Annotated in this window: 17 protein-coding genes; 8 read left to right on the top strand and 9 right to left on the bottom strand. The window is 50.5% G+C overall.

The window, feature by feature from the left end; all coding sequences use genetic code 11:
- Positions 1-7: 7 nt before the first annotated feature.
- The 9 genes from bamA to rpsB all read right to left on the bottom strand — a co-directional run bounded on the left by bamA (position 8) and on the right by rpsB (position 9,860).
- A complete protein-coding gene (gene bamA, locus IBX50_RS03385; RefSeq protein WP_292253287.1) occupies positions 8-2,362 on the bottom strand; it encodes an outer membrane protein assembly factor BamA in 2,355 nt (784 codons plus the stop codon).
- Between the two features lie 113 nt (positions 2,363-2,475).
- The gene (rseP, locus tag IBX50_RS03380) at positions 2,476-3,831 is read right to left on the bottom strand and encodes a sigma E protease regulator RseP (protein ID WP_292253286.1); all 1,356 of its coding nucleotides are present in this window, start codon (positions 3,829-3,831) and stop codon (positions 2,476-2,478) included.
- A 26-nt stretch (positions 3,832-3,857) separates the two neighbouring features.
- Positions 3,858-5,036, bottom strand: a complete 1,179-nt coding sequence (gene ispC / locus IBX50_RS03375; RefSeq protein ID WP_292253285.1) for a 1-deoxy-D-xylulose-5-phosphate reductoisomerase — start codon at positions 5,034-5,036, stop codon at positions 3,858-3,860.
- On the bottom strand, positions 5,033-5,839 hold the full coding sequence (locus IBX50_RS03370) for a phosphatidate cytidylyltransferase (protein ID WP_292253284.1): 807 nt from the start codon (positions 5,837-5,839) through the stop codon (positions 5,033-5,035). Before IBX50_RS03370 ends, ispC begins: the two co-directional genes overlap by 4 nt.
- Positions 5,840-5,855: 16 nt before the next feature.
- The gene (gene uppS / locus IBX50_RS03365; protein ID WP_292253283.1) at positions 5,856-6,608 is read right to left on the bottom strand and encodes a polyprenyl diphosphate synthase; all 753 of its coding nucleotides are present in this window, start codon (positions 6,606-6,608) and stop codon (positions 5,856-5,858) included.
- Positions 6,609-6,630: 22 nt separating this feature from the next.
- Positions 6,631-7,188, bottom strand: a complete 558-nt coding sequence (gene frr / locus IBX50_RS03360; RefSeq protein WP_292253282.1) for a ribosome recycling factor — start codon at positions 7,186-7,188, stop codon at positions 6,631-6,633.
- 60 nt (positions 7,189-7,248) lie between these two features.
- Positions 7,249-7,986 (bottom strand): UMP kinase, encoded by a 738-nt coding sequence (gene pyrH / locus IBX50_RS03355; RefSeq protein WP_292253281.1) that lies wholly within the window; start codon positions 7,984-7,986, stop codon positions 7,249-7,251.
- 129 nt (positions 7,987-8,115) lie between these two features.
- Complete coding sequence (gene tsf, locus IBX50_RS03350) at positions 8,116-8,979, bottom strand: translation elongation factor Ts (RefSeq protein WP_292253280.1); 864 nt, start codon at positions 8,977-8,979, stop codon at positions 8,116-8,118.
- 155 nt (positions 8,980-9,134) lie between these two features.
- On the bottom strand, positions 9,135-9,860 hold the full coding sequence (gene rpsB, locus IBX50_RS03345) for a 30S ribosomal protein S2 (RefSeq protein ID WP_292253279.1): 726 nt from the start codon (positions 9,858-9,860) through the stop codon (positions 9,135-9,137).
- A 301-nt stretch (positions 9,861-10,161) separates the two neighbouring features.
- On the opposite strand from rpsB, the gene map reads away from it, so the two are divergent.
- The 8 genes from map (at position 10,162) to IBX50_RS03305 (ending at position 20,924) form a co-directional block, all read left to right on the top strand.
- Entirely contained in the window at positions 10,162-10,938 is a 777-nt protein-coding gene (map, locus tag IBX50_RS03340; protein WP_292253278.1) for a type I methionyl aminopeptidase, read from the top strand.
- 43 nt (positions 10,939-10,981) lie between these two features.
- Positions 10,982-13,720: a [protein-PII] uridylyltransferase gene (locus tag IBX50_RS03335; RefSeq protein WP_292253277.1), complete on the top strand. Its 2,739-nt coding sequence runs from the start codon at positions 10,982-10,984 to the stop codon at positions 13,718-13,720.
- A 49-nt stretch (positions 13,721-13,769) separates the two neighbouring features.
- Entirely contained in the window at positions 13,770-14,969 is a 1,200-nt protein-coding gene (dapC, locus tag IBX50_RS03330; protein WP_292253276.1) for a succinyldiaminopimelate transaminase, read from the top strand.
- A 13-nt stretch (positions 14,970-14,982) separates the two neighbouring features.
- Positions 14,983-15,339, top strand: coding sequence for an ArsC family reductase (locus tag IBX50_RS03325; RefSeq protein ID WP_292253275.1), 357 nt, complete (start codon positions 14,983-14,985; stop codon positions 15,337-15,339).
- A gap of 28 nt (positions 15,340-15,367) precedes the next feature.
- Complete coding sequence (gene dapD / locus IBX50_RS03320) at positions 15,368-16,408, top strand: 2,3,4,5-tetrahydropyridine-2,6-dicarboxylate N-succinyltransferase (RefSeq protein WP_292253273.1); 1,041 nt, start codon at positions 15,368-15,370, stop codon at positions 16,406-16,408.
- A 90-nt stretch (positions 16,409-16,498) separates the two neighbouring features.
- The gene (locus IBX50_RS03315) at positions 16,499-16,885 is read left to right on the top strand and encodes a hypothetical protein (RefSeq protein ID WP_292253271.1); all 387 of its coding nucleotides are present in this window, start codon (positions 16,499-16,501) and stop codon (positions 16,883-16,885) included.
- 9 nt (positions 16,886-16,894) lie between these two features.
- Positions 16,895-17,788: a bile acid:sodium symporter family protein gene (locus IBX50_RS03310; RefSeq protein WP_292253269.1), complete on the top strand. Its 894-nt coding sequence runs from the start codon at positions 16,895-16,897 to the stop codon at positions 17,786-17,788.
- Positions 17,766-20,924 carry a DUF3427 domain-containing protein gene (locus tag IBX50_RS03305; RefSeq protein ID WP_292253268.1) on the top strand — a complete coding sequence of 1,053 codons (3,159 nt, stop codon included), beginning with the start codon at positions 17,766-17,768 and terminating at the stop codon, positions 20,922-20,924. The genes IBX50_RS03310 and IBX50_RS03305 overlap by 23 nt, the downstream gene beginning before the upstream one ends.
- Positions 20,925-21,048: the final 124 nt, after the last annotated feature.

The following is a 21,048-nucleotide window of genomic DNA, read 5'->3' as shown; positions in this document are numbered from 1 at the left end:
CCTTGAATTAGAAGGTTTGTCCCAGTGAGAACTGGAAGAATTCAGTGCGGTCACCGTCCTGTTCATTCAGCGGGCGCGCAAGGCTAAATGATAGAGGACCAATAGCAGTCAGCCAGGTCAGGCTGGCACCTGCTGAAAAACGCAACTCTGCAGTATCTATGCCTTCAGAACAGTTGGCACTATTAAAGCAGCGGTTGGTGAAAACATTACCGCCATCAATAAACAGGCTGGTTTGCAGCGAGCGCTGATCTTCTACCAGGGGTAAGGGGAAAATCAACTCAGCAGAACCTTCGAGCAGAATATTGCCACCAAAGGCACTGATGGTTTCAATGCCATTACGACTGCTGCGCATCCCCAGACTGTTGGATCGATACCCTCTTACAGAACCCAGACCACCGGAAAAGAAGTGTTCATAAAATGGCAGACGGTCATAATCGCTGCCCAAACCATCACCATAACCCAGGTCACCGCGGAATTTCAGTGACCAGTTGTTACCCAGAGAGAAGTATTTTTGTCCCCGATAGGTCGCCTTGTAATAATCAAAGTCGGAACCCGGTACGGCTGTTTCCAGGCTGACCACCTGATGACTGCCTGCTGTAGCCAATACACCTCTGTTTAAACGATTTTGTGTCCAGCGGCCAGTGAGTTTGTAATTCAGAAACTCCAGCCCGTAACGGGCTTCAAAATCCCTGATTTCATCAATACTGATTGATCCAGCAAAGGTTTCAGCTTGTACAAGAGTATTGTCAAAACCTATAGACAGACTGAGGCGACTGTCACGCGAAATGGGATAACCATAAGTAACATTGGCGCCGTAGGCATCGGTGGCATAACTTGAAACACCAAACGCATCAAAGTCCGTTTCGCGGTAAAACACATTAAAGCCCCGCGACACACCATCAATGGTGTAATAGGGATTCAGATAAGAAAAATTATAGCTGGTACGGTAATCACTTTTGTTGGCGGCCAGGCTGACGGTATTACCGGTGCCCATAAAGTTGCGTTGTGCCAGGGATGCACCATAAACCACACCGCTGGCTTGTGAAAAACCAACACTTGCCGAAACTGAACCAGAGGGCTGTTCTTCAACGGTGTAGTTGACATCAATCAGGTCTGGACTGCCAGCAACGGGCGGTGTTTCCACATTCACTGTACTAAAAAAGCCAAGTCGTTCGAGTCGCTGTTTGGATGCTTGAATTAGATCGGTATTGGCGGATGCACCTTCCATTTGTAATAACTCACGGCGCAGCACTTCGTCCTGGGTGCTGGTGTTGCCACGGAAGTTGATTTGTCGGACATAACTGCGGCGACCCGGTTCTACAAAAAAGGTCAGCTTGACTTGTTTGTTCTCATCATCAATTTCCGGGCGACCATTAACAGCAGCAAAGGTATAACCTTCTCTGCCGAGTCGGCTACGCATGGCTTCACTGGAGGCTGTCATGGCGCTGCGTGAAAAGGTGGCGCCAGGAGCCAGGAATACCAGCGGCATCAGCTGTTTTTCTTCTAAAATCAATTCACCAGCCAGCTCTATCTCACTAACTTCATACTGATCACCTTCATAAACATTGATGGTGATAAAAACATCCTGCTTGTCGGGGCTGATGGAGACTTGGGTGGATTCAATATTAAAGCGCAGGTAACCCTGATCCAGATACCAGGATCTTAAGCGCTCTAAGTCACCGGATAGTTTTTCGCGTGAATACTGATCAGCAGACGAAAATAGAGTCCAGCCTTTATCTTCTTCCTGCTCCAGTCGCTTGAGCAGGGTTTCATTATCAAAAGCCTGGTTACCCACCAGGTTGATACGGCGAATGCTGGCTACACTACCTTCGGAAATATCCAGATAAACGGCCACCTGATTGCGGGGTAATTGCTCCACGCGACTTTCAATATGAGCGTTGTAGCGTCCTTGGCCGTGGTACATGCGTTGCAATTCCAGCTTGATCTGATCTAAGGTGGAACGCTGAAAAATTTGCCCTTCATCCAATCCGGCCTGGGTCAGGCCTGTTTTCAGGTCGTCACTGGAGACTTTTTTGTTGCCTTCGATCACCAGTGTTTTTAATGTGGGGCGCTCTTGCAGTTGAATTACCAACTGCCCCTGATCTTCATAAACGGCAATATCATCAAACAGCCCGGTTTCAAACAAGCGCTTGCTGGCCTGGGTGATACGCTGAAGTGAAACGGGTTCATCAGGTTGTAAAGGCAGCTCGGCAAAAACTCTGCCAGGAGAGACTCGTTGCAGACCCTCAACCCGCAAGTCTTCAATATTAAAGACTTGCGAATCCGCACCAGAGACAGAAAGGGTGACAAGCAACAATGAAGTGGCAAGACAGCTGCTTACAAAGGAATAACGAAATTTCACGCTGTTAAGTATCCGTTTCAGTGGTGCCAGTCAGCAGTAACCGTAAGGAGATTGCTAACATTAAAAGAAAAACCTCTGGCAAGATAGAGTTGCCAGAGGATAAACGCCTGTTGTCAGAGGCGTAAAATATCAAAATAAAAGGCCAGGATCATCAGACTGCCCAGCATGGCTAACCCCACTCGGGTTGCCATTTCTTGCGCTGCTTCAGAAACCGGTTTGCCACGAATTGCTTCAATGGCATAAAACATCAGGTGCCCACCATCCAGCACCGGAACAGGCAACAGGTTGAGAATAGCCAAACTGATGCTGACATAAGCCAGAAAAGTGATAAAACTTTCCCAGCCGGACTTGGCTGAGTCACTGGCAACCCGTGCAATGGTGATGGGGCCGGACAGATTGGTTGGGCTAATCAGGCCGGTGATCATTTTACCGATGGAGTGAAGGGTCAGCCAGCTCATTTCGGCTGTTTTCTCAGTCGCTTTCCACAGAGATTCAAACGGCCCAAAGCGAACTTCGCGCAGCAGGTGAGCAGGCCATTCGGGCATTTGTACTCCGGCACCAATAAAACCGATTTCACGACCATCATCCAGTTGCCTTGTGGCTGGAGTGATCGATAACTCCAAATACCGGCCTTCGCGTTCCACAGCCAAGGCTATTTGTTGACCCGGATGTGCCTGGAGTTGCTCGACCAGTGAAGACCAGTTCAGAACTGCTTGCTGATTCACCGAAAGAATACGATCTCCGGTTTGCAATCCGGCAAGTTGTGCGGGGCTGGAGGATTGGATACTGCCCAGCAAGGGTTCGATATCTGGACGCCAGGGCATAAAACCCAGGCTGCCAAAAGGATCAGGTTCACCTTGCCCGGAAAGGAATTGCTGTACGTTGACCTGTAACTGACGTTCGTGACTGGCATTTTCCTGACGGACATCCAGAGTGATACGGGTGGATTCACCCATGTTTGCCAGCAGTCCCAGTCCGACCTCCTGCCAACTGGCGGTGTCACGGCCATTAACCCGCAGCACTTCATCACCGGGTTGCATGCCGGCCAGTGCAGCAGGAGAGCCTTCTTCTACCTGTCCAACCAGTGGTGCGGGAACCTGAGTACCTACCACAAACAAAAACCAGTAGGCAATAATAGCCAGCAGGAAGTTGGCCAGCGGCCCGGCGGCGACTATGGCAAAACGTTGTCCTACTGTTTTTCGGTTAAAGGATTGATCCAGCAGTTCTGCAGGAACCTCACCTTCGCGTTCATCCAGCATTTTGACATAACCACCGAGTGGCAGCAGGGCAATCACATACTCGGTGCCCTGGCGATCATGCCAGCGCAGCAGGGGTTTACCAAAACCGACTGAAAATCGCAGCACCTTGACACCACAACGGCGGGCGACCCAGAAATGCCCGAACTCGTGAAAAGTGATCAGGATGCCCAGCGTGATGATTAATGCGAATACGGTATGTAAAAAATCCATGACAACTCGGTTATACGTCTGGTGTGTTAATGGAATTGTCCAATGACTTGTTGTGCCAGTTGACGGGCAAGCCGGTCTTCTGACAGCAGAAGTTGCAGATCGTTTGCCGGACGAATTTTGCTCAGATTCAAGACCCGGTCAATCACTTCTGCTATCTGGGTAAAACGAATGCGGCGTTCCAGAAAAGCCTCAACTGCCACCTCATTAGCCGCATTTAAAGTGGCTGGAGCAGTGCCACCTAAGCGAAAGGCTTCCCGCGCCAGGTTCAGGCAAGGAAAGGCGGTTTCATCCGCCTGCTCAAAAGTCAGAGCTGCACTGCTCATCAAATCCAGTGGCTTTACACCGGCATGAATACGTTCCGGCCAGGCCAGTGCATGGGCGATGGGGGTGCGCATATCCGGGTTGCCGAGCTGTGCCAGTACACTGCCATCCCGATAGCTAACCATCGAGTGAATGATGCTCTGTGGATGAACCACCACCTGTATGGCTTCGGGCTGGACATTAAACAGCCAGCAGGCTTCGATTAACTCCAGACCTTTATTCATCAGTGTGGCTGAATCAACTGAAATTTTGCGCCCCATGGACCAGTTGGGATGAGCAACCGCCTGTTCAGGTGTTACGGATAGCAGTGCTTCGCGCTGCCAGCCCCGGAAAGGCCCACCGGATGCTGTTAATAACAGCTTCTCAATGCCCTGTTCGACAAAGCTGCGACGACTGAAATCAACGGGCAGGCACTGAAAAATGGCATTGTGTTCTGAGTCAATTGGCAGCAAGGTGGCGCCGTGCCGTTCTACGGCCTCCATAAACAGTGCACCGGACATCACCAGTGCTTCCTTGTTTGCCAGCAGAATACGCTTACCCGCCTTTACAGCCGCTAGAGTTGGCAATAAGCCAGCAGCACCCACAATGGCAGCCACCACCACATCAACCTGGCTGCCTGCTGCCAGTTGTTCCAGTCCAGCTGTGCCGCAGAGTACCTCGGTGGTACAGCCGACAACACGGAGTTGTTGCTGAAATTCAGCGGCAGCGGATTCGGGTACACAGGCCAGAGACGGGTTAAATTCCTGGCAGATGCTAAGCAGTTGAGTCAGACGTTGGTGCCCGCTGACTGCAAACACCTCGTATTGTTCGTTGTTGCGACGGATCACATCCAGGGTTGACTGACCGATGGAACCGGTTGCTCCCAATAGTGCAACACGAATCATAGTAGAGCCCCGGTAAAATTCAGCAGCAGCAAGGCAAAAAGCGGGATGGCGGAGGTCAGGCTATCAATGCGATCCATTACACCGCCATGGCCGGGTAGCAGTTGGCTGGAATCTTTCATACCAGCTTCACGTTTAACCAGGCTTTCAGTCAGGTCACCCAGTACCGAAACAGCGGTAATAATCAAGGTCAGAATCAACAGGGTAACAAACTGCATCAGGCTGAAACTCAGCCACAGGCTGGCCGCCATGCTAAGCAGTGCTGTACCGAACATGCCACCAAGTACACCTTCCCATGATTTGCCGGGGCTGACCGCCGGTGCCAGCTTGTGTTTACCGAATGCACGACCGGCAAAGTAGGCAAAAACATCAGCCACCCAGGCAATCAGCAACACATATAACAGCCAGAACCAGCCGGTTTCGCGCAGTAGCACAAAACCAGCCCAGGCTGGAATTAATACAAAAACACCCATAAACACGCGGCGGGACGTACAACGCCAGAGATGAGCGGTGCGTGGGTAGGTAATAACAAAAAACAGCGCCAGCAACCACCAAACTGCTCCAAGCCAGAGTGCCTGATGTAATAAATGAGGTTGGCCATAAGCTCCGAACAATGCCAGCAGGATGATGGCTGGAAACACCACTTGTCCAGTGAGTTGTAAACCGGACAGTCGAGCCCACTCCCAGGCGGCAATAGCAATCACCAGGCCAGTGAATACAGCAAAGGCGGTGGAATCCAGGCCAAAAAGCCCCCACAAGGCGAGTGGTGCCAGGATCAGGGCAGTGATGATTCTTTGTTTGAGCATGGCTGGGTGTTCCCGGTCAGCTGTTGTTATTGTGTTCTTCACGCCCGCCAAAACGTCGCTGGCGACCGGCAAAGATTTTCAGGGTGTCATAAAAGGCATCCTGGCGAAAGTCCGGCCAGAAGTCCTCAACGAACACCAGTTCGGCATAGGCCAGCTGCCACAGTAGAAAGTTACTGATGCGCTGTTCACCGCTGGTACGAATGCAAAGATCGGGATCGGGCAGACCATTCAGGCTGAGATGCTGCTGCAGCGCTTCTTCGGTCAACTGTTCACGGGTAATCTCACCGACGGCCAACTGCTCGGCCAGTTTTGCTGCGGCCTGGGTGATATCCCAACGACCACCGTAGTTGGCAGCAATCACCAGTGTTAGTTTGCTGTTGGCAGCAGTCTGCTCTTCCGCCTTGGTCATCAGTTTTTGCAGTTCAGGGGTGAAGCTACTGCGGTCACCAATAATCTGCAAGCGTACACCGTATTTATTCAGACGACGGGTTTCGCGTTTTAGCGCCCATTTGAATAACTCCATCAGACCACTGACTTCTTCTGCCGGCCTTTTCCAGTTTTCGCTGGAAAAAGCAAAGAGTGTCAGCACAGGAATCTCCAGGCGCAGCGCGATCTCCATGACCGCACGAACGGCATCCACTCCGGCCTTATGACCTGCAATACCCGGCAGTTTGCGAGCCTTTGCCCAGCGATTGTTGCCATCCATGATGATGGCAACATGGCGGGGCAACAGCTCCAGAACCGGGTATTTTTCCGCTGATGATTTCATGCAGTCTGTAGGCCTTTTTGCATCAGATCTGCATCAGGTCTTCTTCTTTTCCAGTCAGCAAGCGATCGACCTCGGCAATATGCTGGTCGGTCCGCTTCTGGATTTCATCCTGAGCACGACGATCTTCGTCTTCACTGATTTCTTTATCTTTGAGCAGTGCTTTCAACTGGTTGTTGGCATCACGACGAATGTTGCGTACCGCTACTCGGCCATGTTCTGCTTCTGCACGAGCCTGTTTGATGTAACCCTTGCGGGTTTCTTCCGTCAGAGCGGGCATGGGTACACGAATGTTGCTGCCAGCAGTGTTGGGATTCAGACCCAAATCCGATTTCATGATGGCCTTTTCAACCGCAGGCACCATGTTTTTTTCCCAGGGAATCACCACCAGTGTGCGATTGTCTTCAACGTTGACGTTGGCCACTTGGCTGATGGGCACTTCGCTGCCGTAATAATCGACACGAACCGAATCCAGGATGCTGGGGTGAGCGCGACCGGTGCGAATTTTGTTAAAAGCACCTTGCAGGGATTCAAGACTCTTGTCCATGCGCTCTTGCGCATCTTTAATGATTTCGTTGATCACTGTGTTTGCCTCTTGCAAAAAGTTGTTTGGGTCAGTGTTTTTGATCAATCCTGACTCATATCAATCCTGACCCATATCAATGAGTGTGCCTTCCTGTCCACCAACCACCAGGTTCAGCAGGGCACCGGGTTTGTTCATGTTAAATACCCGAACTGGCATAGACTGGTCGCGTACCAGACAGATGGCGGTCAGATCCATCACTTCCAGCTTTTGATCCAGAGCTTCGTCGTAGGTCAGTCGGTCGTATTTTACCGCATCCGGGTGCTTAACCGGGTCTTTATTGTAAACACCATCCACCTTGGTGGCTTTGATTACTACATCGGCATCAATTTCTATGCCGCGCAAGCAGGCTGCAGAATCGGTGGTGAAAAATGGGTTGCCGGTTCCGGCTGCAAAGATCACCACATCACCGGAAGTAAGGTAACGGATGCCAGTACGGCGGTCATAATGTTCAACGACACCGCTCATCGGGATGGCCGACATTACGCGGGTGCGGATGTTGCTGCGCTCCAGTGCATCGCGCATGGCTAGGGCGTTCATCACTGTTGCCAGCATGCCCATGTGATCACCGGTGACACGTTCCATGCCGGCTGCACTTAATGCCGCGCCACGAAACAGATTGCCGCCACCAATCACTATGCCAACCTGTACACCAATACCCACCAGTTGACCAATTTCCAGCGCCATGCGATCCAGTACCTTGGCATCGATGCCAAAATCCTGATCGCCCATCAGGGCTTCGCCACTGAGTTTGAGCAGGATCCGTTTGTATTTTGCGTTACGATCGGTATTAGCCATAGCGGCAAGTCTCCTGGTGTTGGTGAGGTTTTTTTCTGGTATTCAGTTGCACAAAAACGTGCTGGGTTAACCCAGCACGTTTCTGGAGGTGCTTCCTGCTTACTGATCAGTCAGCAGACAAGGCAGATCTCAGCGACCAGCAGCAGCCTGAGCGGCGACTTCAGCAGCAAAATCCACTTCTTCTTTTTCGATGCCTTCACCCACTTCAAAACGCTGGAAGCTGACCAGTTCACCACCGGCAGCTTTAACAAAAGCAGCAACAGTTTGGTCAGGGTTTTTGATGAAGGGCTGTTCACTCAGGCTGTTTTCAGCCAGGAATTTCTTGATACGGCCACCGACCATTTTTTCAGCGATTTCAGCCGGTTTGCCAGCCATGTCAGGCTGAGCCAGGATAATTTCTTTTTCCTTGTCCAGCACTTCCTGCGGCATGTCTTCTGGCTTGCAAACGCGCGGATTAACTGCAGCAACGTGCATAGCAACGTCTTTGGCTGCTTCGGCAGTGCCGCCATTCAGTACAGTCAGTACACCAATGCGGCCACCGTGAACATACTCACCAACCAAGGCGCCTTCAACAACAGTGGCGCGACGTACAGTGATGTTTTCACCGATTTTCTGTACCAGTGCTTCACGGGCAGATTCCAGCTCACCGGCAGTCAGGGTTGCAACGTTGGTCTCGCGGGTAGCCAGCAGTTTTTCAGCAACCTGATTAACAAAGTTCAGGAAGTTATCATCGCGGGCAACAAAGTCGGTTTCGGAGTTGATTTCGATCATCACACCGTAGCTGCCATCTGCTGCAACACGAGTAGCGATAGCGCCTTCAGCAGCAATACGACCTGCTTTTTTAGCGGCTTTCAGACCGGAAGATTTACGCAGATTTTCAATTGCCAGCTCGATGTCACCGTCGGCTTCCTGCAGTGCTTTTTTGCACTCCATCATTGCCAGACCGGTACGCTCACGAAGTTCTTTTACCTGGGAGGCGCTAATTACTGCCATGACTTAAACCCCTTGATTAGAAGATATTTAGAGGGTTGCTGCTCACACGGATAACCACACGTGGATAACCAAAGGTGGTGCAGTCGAATCAGGAGGCAGCAACCGGGAAATAGAGAAACCGGCCTGAATACTGGTTCAGGCCGGTGACACTGTGATTACTCGGCAGAGTCTTCTGCAACTTCAACCAGTTCCTCACCCGCTTCTTCGCGTGCTTTGCCACAAGCAGCGGCAATGGAGCGAACATACAGCTGAACAGCGCGGATGGCATCATCGTTACCGGGGATAACAAAGTCAACACCGTCTGGGTTAGAGTTGGTATCAACAATACCAATGACCGGGATACCCAGCTTGTTGGCTTCGTTGATGGCCAGGCGCTCGTGGTCAACGTCAACCACAAACAGGGCATCAGGCAGGCCGCCCATGTTCTTGATGCCGCCGATGGAGCGTTCCAGTTTCTCCATCTCGCGCTGGTTCATCAGCACTTCTTTTTTGGTCAGCTTGTCAAAAGTACCGTCCTGCTGCTGGGTTTCCAGATCACGCAGGCGACGGATAGACTGACGGATGGTTTTGTAGTTGGTCAGCATACCGCCTAACCAGCGGTGGTTGACGTAAGGCATGCCCACTTTGTCTGCTTCTTCGCGGATCACCTTGGCAGCAGCGCGCTTGGTGCCAACAAACAGAATTTTGTTTTTGCCACCGGCCAGCTTCTCAACAAAGCTGATGGCTTCGTTCAGTGCAGGAACGGTTTTTTCCAGGTTGATGATGTGAATCTTGTTACGAGCGCCGAAAATGTACTTACCCATTTTCGGGTTCCAGTAACGGGTCTGGTGACCAAAGTGTGCGCCAGCCAGCAGCAGGTCACGCATGGATACTTGTGCCATGAAAAAATACTCCGATAGTACGGGTTAGGCCTCCATATACCCCAGACATCAACCTCTCAGTAAAACTGACAGGCACCCAGATGCATGTGTCGGTATATGTGTGACGTTATAATGCACAGTTTTTGTGCGGTTTATTGGCTCAGAATCCAACCGTTTTGGAGACGTTCGTGGGTTTGCCATTGGCTTGCCCTTGCCGTATCCTTCGTGGTTGATTTTGAGCGCGCACTTTATAGCATAGTTCGGCTCTGACATAAAGCCCGGGTTTCTTCCGGGTGATTTTTTTACGCAAGAGTTTTCCTGAATGAATGTCCGTATCAAGACACCTGAAGAAATAGCAAAAATGCGTGTGGCCGGTCGTCTGGCTGCGGAAGTGCTGGAGATGATCGCACCTCATGTTCAGCCTGGTATTACCACCGGGGCGCTGAATGACATCTGCCATCGTTATATTACCGAAGAGCAGGATGCCATTCCCGCTCCCCTGAATTACCACGGTTTCCCGAAATCCATCTGTACCTCGGTCAACCATGTAATCTGTCACGGCATTCCGGATGAAAACAAGATTCTTAAAAAGGGTGATGTGGTCAATATCGACATTACCGTGATCAAGGATGGTTATCATGGTGATACCAGCAAGATGTTTTATGTCGGTGAACCCTCCATTCTGGCGCGGCGTCTGACCGAGTTCACTCGCGATGCACTCTATGCTGCCATTGCCCTGGTGAAGCCAGGTGCACGCATTTCTGAAATCGGCCAGCTGATCCAGAAAATGGCCGACAAGGAGCGTTTCTCAGTGGTACAGGAGTATTGTGGTCATGGTATTGGCCAGGTGTTCCACGAAGATCCCCAGATTCTGCATTATGATGGTTACACCCCGCGCAGTGACCTGGTGCTGGCACCGGGCATGTGTTTTACCATTGAACCGATGATTAATGCAGGCAAACGCCACTGTCGTTTGCTGAAAGATGGCTGGACAGTGGTTACCAAGGATCACAGTCTGTCGGCGCAGTGGGAGCATACCCTGCTGGTGACCGAAACCGGGGTGGAAGTGTTGACCCGACGCAGCGAAGAACCCTTTTAATATCCTAAACATTGAATATCCAGACAAGAGTCAGTGAGGCAGGGTGATGAGTGTTAACTACCAGTTCAGACCCGATTTATCCCTGTATCACTTTGCCAAGCTGAAGTCTCAGCTCAAAGACTCGACCCTTCCTGTCATTCCACTGCTTAAGCAGGCGCTGGCCTTGATCAACCAGCGCCTGGATCAGGCCTTTTATGATGGTGCGGATATCAGGGATCTGATTTACGGTCGTGCCTGGGCGATGGATCAGCTGATGAGTTGTATCTGGCAGCGTTTTGACTGGCCGGATGAGCGTATTGCCTTGCTGGCGGTGGGTGGTTATGGCCGCGGAGAGTTACATCCCAAATCGGATATTGATCTGCTGATTCTGCTGAAAGATGACGATGACACCCGTTATCGCCAGTTGTTGTCGGATTTTATTACCCTGTTGTGGGATATCAAGCTGGATGTGGGGCACAGTGTGCGCTCACTGGCCGATTGTGAGCGTGAAGCACGCGCTGATATCACCGTTGCCACCAACCTGCTGGAAAATCGCACGCTGGTCGGCAACGATGCCCTGAGAACTGAAATGGTGCAGCGTCTCAGCACCGAATGTATGTGGACTTCAGCAAAATTTTTTGAAGCCAAATGGCAGGAACAGATCACCCGCCACTACAAATTCAACAACAGTGAATACAGTCTGGAACCCAACATCAAAAGCTCTCCCGGCGGTCTGCGTGACATTCAGATGGTTGGCTGGGTCGCCAAGCGCCACTTTAATGCCACCACCGTGCAGGATCTGCTGGCGGAAGGTTTCCTCACTGAAACTGAAATGCGTATTCTGGAGCAGGGACAGTGTTTTCTGTGGCAAGTGCGTTATGCCCTGCACATGATTTCCGGGCGAGCAGAAGATCGCCTGTTGTTTGATTACCAGCGTCAGCTGGCGGTGTTGTTTGGTTATCTGGATACAGAAAAACGTCTAGCCGTTGAGCAATTCATGAAGCGGTATTTCCGCGTGGTCACCACCCTGACCGAACTGAATGACGTTTTACTGCAGCATTTTGAAGAAGTGCTGCTGAAAAAAGATGAAGAACAGAAGATCACCCCGATCAACCGGCGTTTCCAGATCCGTAACGGGTTGATTGAACATCTGGGTGATGAGGTGGGGAATGAAGTGTTTGAGCGTCACCCTTTTGCCCTGATTGAAATTTTTTTGCTGATGGCACAACACCCAGAAATTGAAGGGGTGCGCGCCATCACCATTCGTGCGCTGCGCGATCACCGTCATCTGATCGATGAAGCTTTCCGCCGTGATTTACGTGCCAGCAGCCTGTTTATGGAATTATTACGCGCTGCGGGTGATGTACCCTTGCAACTGACTCGCATGAGCCGTTACGGCATGTTGGGACGTTATCTGCCGGAGTTTGGACATGCTGTGGGCCTGACCCAGCATGATCTATTTCATGTTTACACCGTGGATGCCCATACCCTGCGGTTACTGCGTTTTCAGCAAAGTTTTCGTGAACCCGGAAAAGAGAAAAACTTCCCGCTGGCGGCCAGCATCATTCATCAGTTACCCAAGCTGGAAATCCTCTGGCTGGCGGGTTTGTATCATGATCTGGGTAAGGGGCGGGGTGGTGATCATTCCGAATTGGGTGCTGAAGATGCGCGGCTGTTCTGCGAGCGCCACCAGTTATCAAAACGGGATACTCATCTGGTCTGCTGGCTGGTGGAAAACCACCTATTGATGTCCATGACTGCTCAAAAACAGGATATATCCGATCCAGATGTGATTCGCCACTTTGCAGAAACAGTCGGTGATCAAGTGCATCTGGATTACCTGCATGTGCTGACGGTTGCAGATATTAATGCCACCAATCCCACCTTGTGGAACGGCTGGCGCGCGGCTCTGCTGAATCAGCTGTACACAGAAACCACCCGCGCCTTCCGACGGGGTCTGGAAAACCCGATTGATCCAGCGGAATGGGTTGAAGAAACCCAGCAACAGGCACTGGCGATACTGCGTGCCATGGGTGTTGATCAGCAGAAGGTGTTGGAACTCTGGACAACCCTGGATGATGATTATTTCTTGCAGGATGCACCCAGTGAAGTGGCTTGGCATACTAAGGGTATTCTGCAACATAGCAAAAGCAGTGAACCACTGGTGCTGGTGGCTGCCCCAACGGATGACATGAAAGAAGGGGGCACCAAGGTGTTTATTCATACCCGTGATGCCGCTTTTGGTTTTGCCGCAACCGCTGCAATTATGGATCGGCTGGGTTTGTCCATCCATGATGCTCGTATCTCCACCAGCCGTAACGGTTACACCCTGAACACCCTGATTGTGCTGGAGCAGGATGGACAGGTGCCCAGGGCTGCTGAGCGGCTGGAAGAAATCCGTCAGGAACTGATCAGCGCTCTGCATAATCCGGAAAACTTCCCGGCACTGGTGCAACACCATACACCACGACAATTAAAACACTTCACCATGCCAACCCAGGTTTATATCAGCAATGATCCAAGCAACCTGCGCACACTAATTGAAGTGATTACACCGGATCGCCCTGGCCTACTGGCACGGATTGGACGAATTTTTGTGGAATTTGATCTGTGGTTGCAGAATGCCAAAATTGCCACCCTCGGTGAACGGGTGGAGGACGTGTTTTTTATCACCCATCAAGATGGTAGCCCGCTGTCAGACCCTGAGCTGTGTCTGCAATTGCAGGCGCGTTTATGTGAAGAGCTGGACAAACAAGCCAGAGAGCCGGGTTATCCCGCCTATGCCGTGGGTCGGAGCCGTTAAATTATTGGATTAAAGACTGACAAGCGCTTTTACAGGAGCAGTGCACTGAATGAATCCCTATCTGAAACAGCTTCATCCCTATCCCTTTGAAAAGCTTGCGGTATTAACTGCAGGCGTTACCCCACCGGCAGACCTTAAGCGCATTGCTTTTACTATTGGTGAGCCCCAGCATGAAGCGCCACAAGTGGTACTGGATGCACTCAGTGGTGCGCTAAAGGGAGTTAGTAAATACCCCGTCACCAAGGGTGATTTGTCCTTGCGTCAGGCCATTGTCGACTGGTGTGAATGGCGCTTTAAGTTACCTGCAGCGGCCATGAATGCCGAGACGCAGGTGTTGCCAGTGAATGGCACTCGTGAAGCCCTGTTTGCCATAGTACAAACGCTGGTGGATGCCTCACGCCCAGCAAAAGTGCTGATGCCCAACCCCTTTTATCAGATTTATGAAGGTGCGGCTTTACTCGCGGGTGGTCAACCGCATTATTTAAGCTGCACGGCTGAAAATGGCTTCCAGCCGGACTTTGCCCAGGTACCTGCTGAGGTCTGGCGTGACACCCAGCTGGTGTTTATCTGCTCTCCGGGTAATCCCACCGGGGCGCTGTTATCACTGGAGCAGCAGAAAAAACTGCTGGCGCTGGCAGATGAGTACGATTTTGTCATCTGTGCCGATGAGTGTTATTCAGAAATCTATTTTGATGAAAACAATCCACCGCCCGGTCTGCTGCAAGCCTGTGCTGAAAGTGGACGGCTGGATTTCAGCCGTTGCCTGGTGTTCCACTCCTTGTCCAAACGTTCCAATCTGCCGGGATTGCGTTCAGGTTTTGTTGCCGGTGATGAACAACTGATTCAGGCTTTTTTACGTTATCGCACCTACCATGGTTGTGCTATGCCACCGCATCATCAGGTGGCTTCACAGGTTGCCTGGCAGGATGAAGCCCATGTAAAAGCCAACCGTGAAATTTATCGCGCCAAGTTCAATGCGGTACTGGAAATACTGCAACCGGTGATGGATATACAGCGCCCAGATGCTGGTTTTTATCTCTGGCCGGTGACTCCAATTGATGATGAGTTGTTCACCCGCCGCCTACTGGAAACCCAGAATCTGGGTGTGTTGCCGGGGCGTTATCTGTCGCGTGAGGTGGAGGGTCGTAACCCGGCGGTTGGCCGTATCCGTATGGCGCTGGTGGCTGAACTGGACGAGTGTATTGAAGGGGCGCAGCGACTGCGTCGGTTTATTGAAGCAGGATGTTGAGAAAAAGGTTAAAATGCTGACTCTATACGGAATTCCCAACTGCGATACCATGAAAAAAGCGCGTCAGTGGCTGCAACAGCAGCAACTGGACTGCCACTTTCATGATTACAAAAAAGCCGGTATTGATACTGCCATCCTGCAGCAGTGGGTTGATCAACTGGGTTGGGAAGTACTGGTCAACCGTCGCGGTATCACTTGGCGCAAACTGCCGGAATCTGATCGTGAAGCGATCAATGCCACCTCTGCCATTCAACTGATGCAGGCCAATCCAAGCCTGATCAAACGTCCGGTACTGGATACCGGTCATCAGCTGCTGGTCGGATTTGATTCGGTCGAGTGGCAAGCCGCGCTGAATGGCAGACAAAATTGAACTGAATTTAAACTTTGAGGAAAGAGCTATGAGTACTCCCGAATTTTTTGCCTGCGGTTTTGGTGTTGGCACCCATAACAGCAAGGGTGAATGGCTGGAAGTTTATTATCCGCGTCCGTCATTAAAACCTGATGCAACCCTGGCACAGGCATTAATTGATGCCTCCGGTTATGAAGGTGGTAATCAGGCTCATACCATCAATGTTGAACGCCTCAGCGCCTTGTCTGAAGCACTGGATGCCGCTGGTCACCATGACCTGGCAGTGATTGCTGAACAAATGAAACGCAGTCATCGCCCGCTGGTGGTGACTCTGCTGGCTACCGATGCTGATCCGGCCAGTGTGCCGGAGGTTTACCTCAAGCTGCATCTTTTGTCTCACCGCCTGATCAAACCCCATGGTGTTAACCTGACCGGTGCTTTTGGCCTGCTGAAAAATGTGGCCTGGACCAGTGACGGCGCCATAGATCTGGATGAGCTGCCCCAGCGCCAGCTGCATGCGCGGATGGAAGGCAAGATTCTTACCATTGACAGTGTGGATAAATTCCCGCGTATGTGTGACTTTGTGGTGCCCACCGGTGTGCGTATTGCTGATACTGCGCGGGTACGCCTGGGTGCTTATCTGGGTGAAGGCACTACCATCATGCATGAAGGTTTTGTCAACTTTAATGCCGGTACAGAAGGCCCCAACATGATTGAGGGTCGCATCAGTGCTGGTGTATTTGTGGGTGCCGGTTCCGATCTGGGTGGCGGCTGCTCAACCATGGGTACTTTGTCTGGTGGTGGCAACATCACCATCTCCGTGGGTGACAAGTGCCTGATTGGTGCCAATGCTGGTATTGGTATCCCGCTGGGTGATCGTTGCACAGTGGAATCTGGCCTGTATGTCACCTCCGGCAGCAAAATCACCCTGCTGGATGATCAGGGGCAGGTGGTCAGTACCGTGGCTGCCCGTGCTCTGGCTGGTCAGGATGACCTGATGTTTCGTCGCAACTCCCAGACAGGTCGTGTTGAGTGTTTAGCCAACCGTTCAGCGATTGAGCTGAATGAGGCGCTGCACACTAATAACTGATCCACACCGGCAGGAAATCAAGGGTTTATCCCTTGGTTTCCTGCCGGGAAGTGAGCATAATGCCCACCAGCCATCCGCCGGAGATTCACCATGAAAATGCTCAACCGTTCTGCCATCAGTGTCCGATTAAGACAGCCTTTTGTTGACTGGATCAACAGCCTGGAAGACAGTGCAGGAGAGCAGGTCAGCCTTGAAGAAGTCAATCAGGAGGCCACCACCTACCTGATTTCTGAGCTGGAGGACGAAGAAGCACTGGATGACCTGATTGAAGAGCGGTATCTGGATCTGCTGGAAAACGAGCTGTTCTCCTGGGAAGAAGATGAAGCACTCTGGCCGGATGACATTGATCGCGCGCTGTTTGATGCATTTGTTGAAATTGAGCTGTCTTTTATGGTCTTTGACCTGGATGATCAGGCACCACTTTTATCCCAGGTTCTGGATGAAGTGGACGACTTTGATAACGAAAACCAGCACTGAGGCTGAAACATGGGACAAGATTGGCTGCTGAGTTTTTTTCTACCCGCTGCCCTGTTCCTGATTATGCTCGGAATGGGCATGACGCTTTCTGTGAGTGATTTTATGCGGGTGCGCCAAGCACCCCTTGCAGTATTGGCAGGACTCACCGGACAGTTTATCCTGCCACCTTTGATGGCTCTACTGGTCATCTATCTTTTCGATTTACAACCCATCTTTGCAGTTGGGTTAATGATACTCAGCTTTGCACCCAGTGGTGCCACCTCTAACCTGATGACTTTTCTCAGTCGTGGTGATGTGGCTTTATCCGTCACCCTGACGGCCATTACCAGCCTGATTATCCCCTTTACCTTACCGCTGTTGTCGGCACTGGCTATTAATTACTGGCTGAAAGAAAGCCTGGCGATTGAACTGCCTTTATTACGCACCTGGGCACAACTGATCCTGGTTTCACTGCTGCCTATCCTGCTGGGGATGCTAACAGCATCCAACTGGCCGGGTTTTGCGCAGCGTGCCACCCGCGCCATGAAACCCCTGTCTTTTGCTTTTCTGTTGCTGGTGATTGTTGCCATCAGCAGTAAACACTGGGAGCGTATGCCTGCTTTTCTGGCGGCCACAGCCCCCGCGGTGTTGCTGATGAATACCCTGGCATTAATTGCCGGTTGGTACTGGGCAAAACTCTGGCGACAGGATGCTGCCCGACGTATCACCATTGGTCTGGAAGTGGGTGTGCAAAATGGTGGCACTGCGCTGGTGGTCACCCTGATGGTGCTGGGTAATGCCCAGATGTCTGTACCCCCGGTGATCTACGGCATCCTGATGCTCGGCCCCAGCTTGATTTTTGGCCTAGGCATGAGCCGCTGGGTTAAAAAGGAATCTACTAATGCAGTCTTTAGGGATCTATGAGCAGCTGATTACTCAGCTGGTTTCGAAGCATTTAAACCACGATAAGTTCTTTGTTGGCGAGCGTCAGCTGGAGACAGGCGAGGCCTCGATCTGGCTTTCACGCTTTTTAACTCAAATCCTCAAATACGCAATTAACTCCATCCCGCAGGATGATGATCAGCTAAAAAATCAGATCGAGTTATCAAATCAACTACTTATGTGGCTTAAAAATCAGCTACAGGATGATGATTTTTTTGGCGATAATCTGATTGATTGTCAAGGGAGAATTCTCACTGCTCTCTATGAGCTTGATAATCCGATAGCAGCAGATCTAAAGAAATATGTCGATGACATATTTCCGCTGACAGGGCTAACACAAAGTGAATTGTTCTGTGGTAGTAATGCAGGACTGTCGCTGGAAAGTGAGCTCAAGCGTGAAATTATGTCCGCTGATACAATTTATTGGCTAATTTCTTTTATTAAGTGGGCGGGTATTCGAATCTTTCGAAAAGAGCTGGAGGCATTTACTCATAGTGGACGTGAACTCAAAGTCATTACAACCTCTTACATGGGAGCGACAGATGCCAAAGCAGTCGAGTTCCTGGCCTCCTTGCCCAACACAGAAGTCAAGCTGAGTTACAACACCCAACGAGAACGCTTGCACGCCAAAAGCTACCTTTTTCTTCGCAATACAGGCTTCCACACGGGTTACATTGGCTCATCTAACCTATCACACTCAGCACTAACCAGTGGGCTGGAATGGAACCTGAAAATCACCTCTCAGGAAATCCCTCATATTATTGATAAATCACTCAGTACCTTTGAAACCTATTGGGCTTCGAGTGAGTTTGAGTTGTTTGATGGCAAAGCAGCTAGCACGGATAAACTTAAACAGGCATTGAGCCAGGCTCGCGGCGGATTTGGCGCAACCGAGCAGCATTTTTTTGACCTGCAGCCATTTCCACACCAGCAAGAAATATTGGAGCAATTAGCTGTCGAGCGATCACTGCATCAGCGCTATAAAAATTTGGTTGTGGCAGCGACAGGCACTGGGAAAACCTTGATTTCTGCTTTTGATTTTGCTCGATTCATCAAAGAAAACCCTACGGCTCATTTTTTATTTATTGCCCATCGTGAAGAAATTCTCAAGCAAGCGCGAGCTGCTTTCCGTGGCGTACTCAAAAACAGCACCTTTGGCGAGCTCTGGGTTGGTGGAAACCGCCCAGAGCATTACCGCCAGCTATTTGCCTCCATCCAGACTTTGAATAACCAGTTATCCAGCTTGCGGTTAGAGCCAAGCTACTATGACTACATAGTCATTGATGAGGTACATCACATCGCTGCGAGTAGCTACCGTGGACTTCTAGATTTTTTTACTCCCCAAGTACTGCTTGGCTTAACAGCAACACCAGAACGGCATGATGGTTCTGATATTTTGGCTGACTTTGGTGGTGTGATTGCAGCAGAAATTCGTTTGCCGGAAGCCATCAACCGCAGACATCTCAGTCCTTTCCAGTATTTTGGTATTGATGATGACACAGATCTTCGTCAAATCAGCTGGAGTCGTGGACGTTACGACATAGCGCAACTGACTAACCTGTACACTCACAATCAGCAGCGGGTTGATAAAGTTCTGCAGAGCCTGCAAGAAATTGTGACGGATATGAATCGCATGAGAGCACTGGCTTTTTGTGTGAGTCGTGAACATGCTCGGTATATGTGTCAGCAATTCATACTTAAAGGTATACCCTGTGATCTGTTGACCAGTGACAATTCCGCTGAGCGTCACCAGAAACAACAAGCGCTACGATCAGGTGAAATCAAAGTACTTTTTGTCGTGGATATTTTTAACGAAGGTGTTGATATCCCCGAGGTCGACACACTACTTTTTCTACGGCCAACAGAGAGTCTGACTATTTTTCTGCAACAACTTGGACGTGGTCTGCGTTTATCAGATGGGAAAGACTGCTGTACAGTCTTGGATTTTGTTGGCAATTCACGTCCTGAGTACGATTTTTCTCACAAATTTCGTGCCCTAATCGGGAAAACAAACCGTGCGATCAGTGACGAAATCAAGCAAGGTTTTCCTCATGCGCCTCTGGGTTGTCGGATAGAGCTGTCCAAACGCACACAGGAAATGGTGCTAGATAACATCCGCCAGGCCAGTTTAACCTTGAGCCGACTGCTTGGTTTGATCCGCCAGTTTAACCATCAGTCGACCCTGCCATTAACGCTGGGCAACTTCCTTAAAATACATCCACACATTCAGCTGGAAGAGCTTTATAAACGGGGTAGTTGGTCAAGCCTTGTAGCAAAAGCCAAGGATCAAGTGAAAGAGCCGCCAATTGGTACTCTTGGATCAGCGCTTAATCTTGAACAGATTTATGAGCGTGCCATACGGACTCGGCTGCTAACCAGTGATAGTTATGATTATTTTTGTTTTCTGGAGCGCCTTTGCCAGAATAACTTTGAGCTGACAGAGCAAATGGATCAGGGCATGGCACTGATGTGCCACTATGATTTTTGGCAAAAGCCCGGTAAAGCAGTGGGTTTTGATTCTCTTGCTGCAAGTTTGAGAGCTTTGAATGACACAAGGCTAAAAAGTGAGCTGAAGGATCTGCTGCGATTGTTGATGAACCGTATCCATACGGAGCAGCAGCCTATTATTGGTCTATCCAATAATCCACTCCAACTCCATGCACGTTATGCACGTGAGCAGATACTGGTTGGTTTTGCAGCCACAAGTTTTGAAAGGCAGGCGCCAGCAAGAGAAGGGGTGTTGGTGTTAAAGGATCAGAATCTGGAGCTGCTGTTTGTCACTCTAAACAAGAATGAAAAACAGTTTTCTCCAACTACCATGTATCACGACTATGCAATCAGTGAGTCTTTATTTCATTGGCAGTCACAAAACAGTGCTCGACCTGATCGTGGGCGAGGGCTCGACTATATTCATCACCAGTCGTTAGGCAAGCGTTTGTTTCTGTTTGTCCGTGAACAGAGCAAAGATGAGTACGGACGTACTATGGGTTTTGTTCATTTTGGTGAGGTTGAATATGTCAGCCATACCGGCAGCCAGCCAATGAATCTAACCTGGAAGCTGAAGCAAAAAATGCCCAGCTTTATGTGGAAGCAAGCGGCTAAACTGGCGGTCGGCTAATCTTTCAATTAATCCTCAGCATCATCCAGGCTATGGGTTTCCACTTCGATATCCAACACATTACAAGAGCCGGGGCGCAGTACCAGCACACCAAACTCTTCAATATGATCGTTTTCATCTTCCT

The sequence above is a fragment of the Marinospirillum sp. genome (genome assembly GCF_014859565.1).
Note: the sequence above shows the minus strand (reverse complement) of the source record. Positions and strands in the feature narration are given on the sequence as shown.

Excerpts from the sequence above, each read along its gene's own strand:
- rseP (WP_292253286.1), bottom strand. The coding sequence starts at position 3,831 with ATGGATTTTTTACATACCGTATTCGCATTAATCATCACGCTGGGCATC.
- ispC (WP_292253285.1), bottom strand. The coding sequence starts at position 5,036 with ATGATTCGTGTTGCACTATTGGGAGCAACCGGTTCCATCGGTCAGTCA.
- IBX50_RS03370 (WP_292253284.1), bottom strand. The coding sequence starts at position 5,839 with ATGCTCAAACAAAGAATCATCACTGCCCTGATCCTGGCACCACTCGCC.
- uppS (WP_292253283.1), bottom strand. The coding sequence starts at position 6,608 with ATGAAATCATCAGCGGAAAAATACCCGGTTCTGGAGCTGTTGCCCCGC.
- pyrH (WP_292253281.1), bottom strand. The coding sequence starts at position 7,986 with ATGGCTAATACCGATCGTAACGCAAAATACAAACGGATCCTGCTCAAA.
- tsf (WP_292253280.1), bottom strand. The coding sequence starts at position 8,979 with ATGGCAGTAATTAGCGCCTCCCAGGTAAAAGAACTTCGTGAGCGTACC.
- rpsB (WP_292253279.1), bottom strand. The coding sequence starts at position 9,860 with ATGGCACAAGTATCCATGCGTGACCTGCTGCTGGCTGGCGCACACTTT.
- map (WP_292253278.1), top strand. The coding sequence starts at position 10,162 with ATGAATGTCCGTATCAAGACACCTGAAGAAATAGCAAAAATGCGTGTG.
- dapC (WP_292253276.1), top strand. The coding sequence starts at position 13,770 with ATGAATCCCTATCTGAAACAGCTTCATCCCTATCCCTTTGAAAAGCTT.
- IBX50_RS03325 (WP_292253275.1), top strand. The coding sequence starts at position 14,983 with ATGCTGACTCTATACGGAATTCCCAACTGCGATACCATGAAAAAAGCG.
- dapD (WP_292253273.1), top strand. The coding sequence starts at position 15,368 with ATGAGTACTCCCGAATTTTTTGCCTGCGGTTTTGGTGTTGGCACCCAT.
- IBX50_RS03315 (WP_292253271.1), top strand. The coding sequence starts at position 16,499 with ATGAAAATGCTCAACCGTTCTGCCATCAGTGTCCGATTAAGACAGCCT.
- IBX50_RS03310 (WP_292253269.1), top strand. The coding sequence starts at position 16,895 with ATGGGACAAGATTGGCTGCTGAGTTTTTTTCTACCCGCTGCCCTGTTC.
- IBX50_RS03305 (WP_292253268.1), top strand. The coding sequence starts at position 17,766 with ATGCAGTCTTTAGGGATCTATGAGCAGCTGATTACTCAGCTGGTTTCG.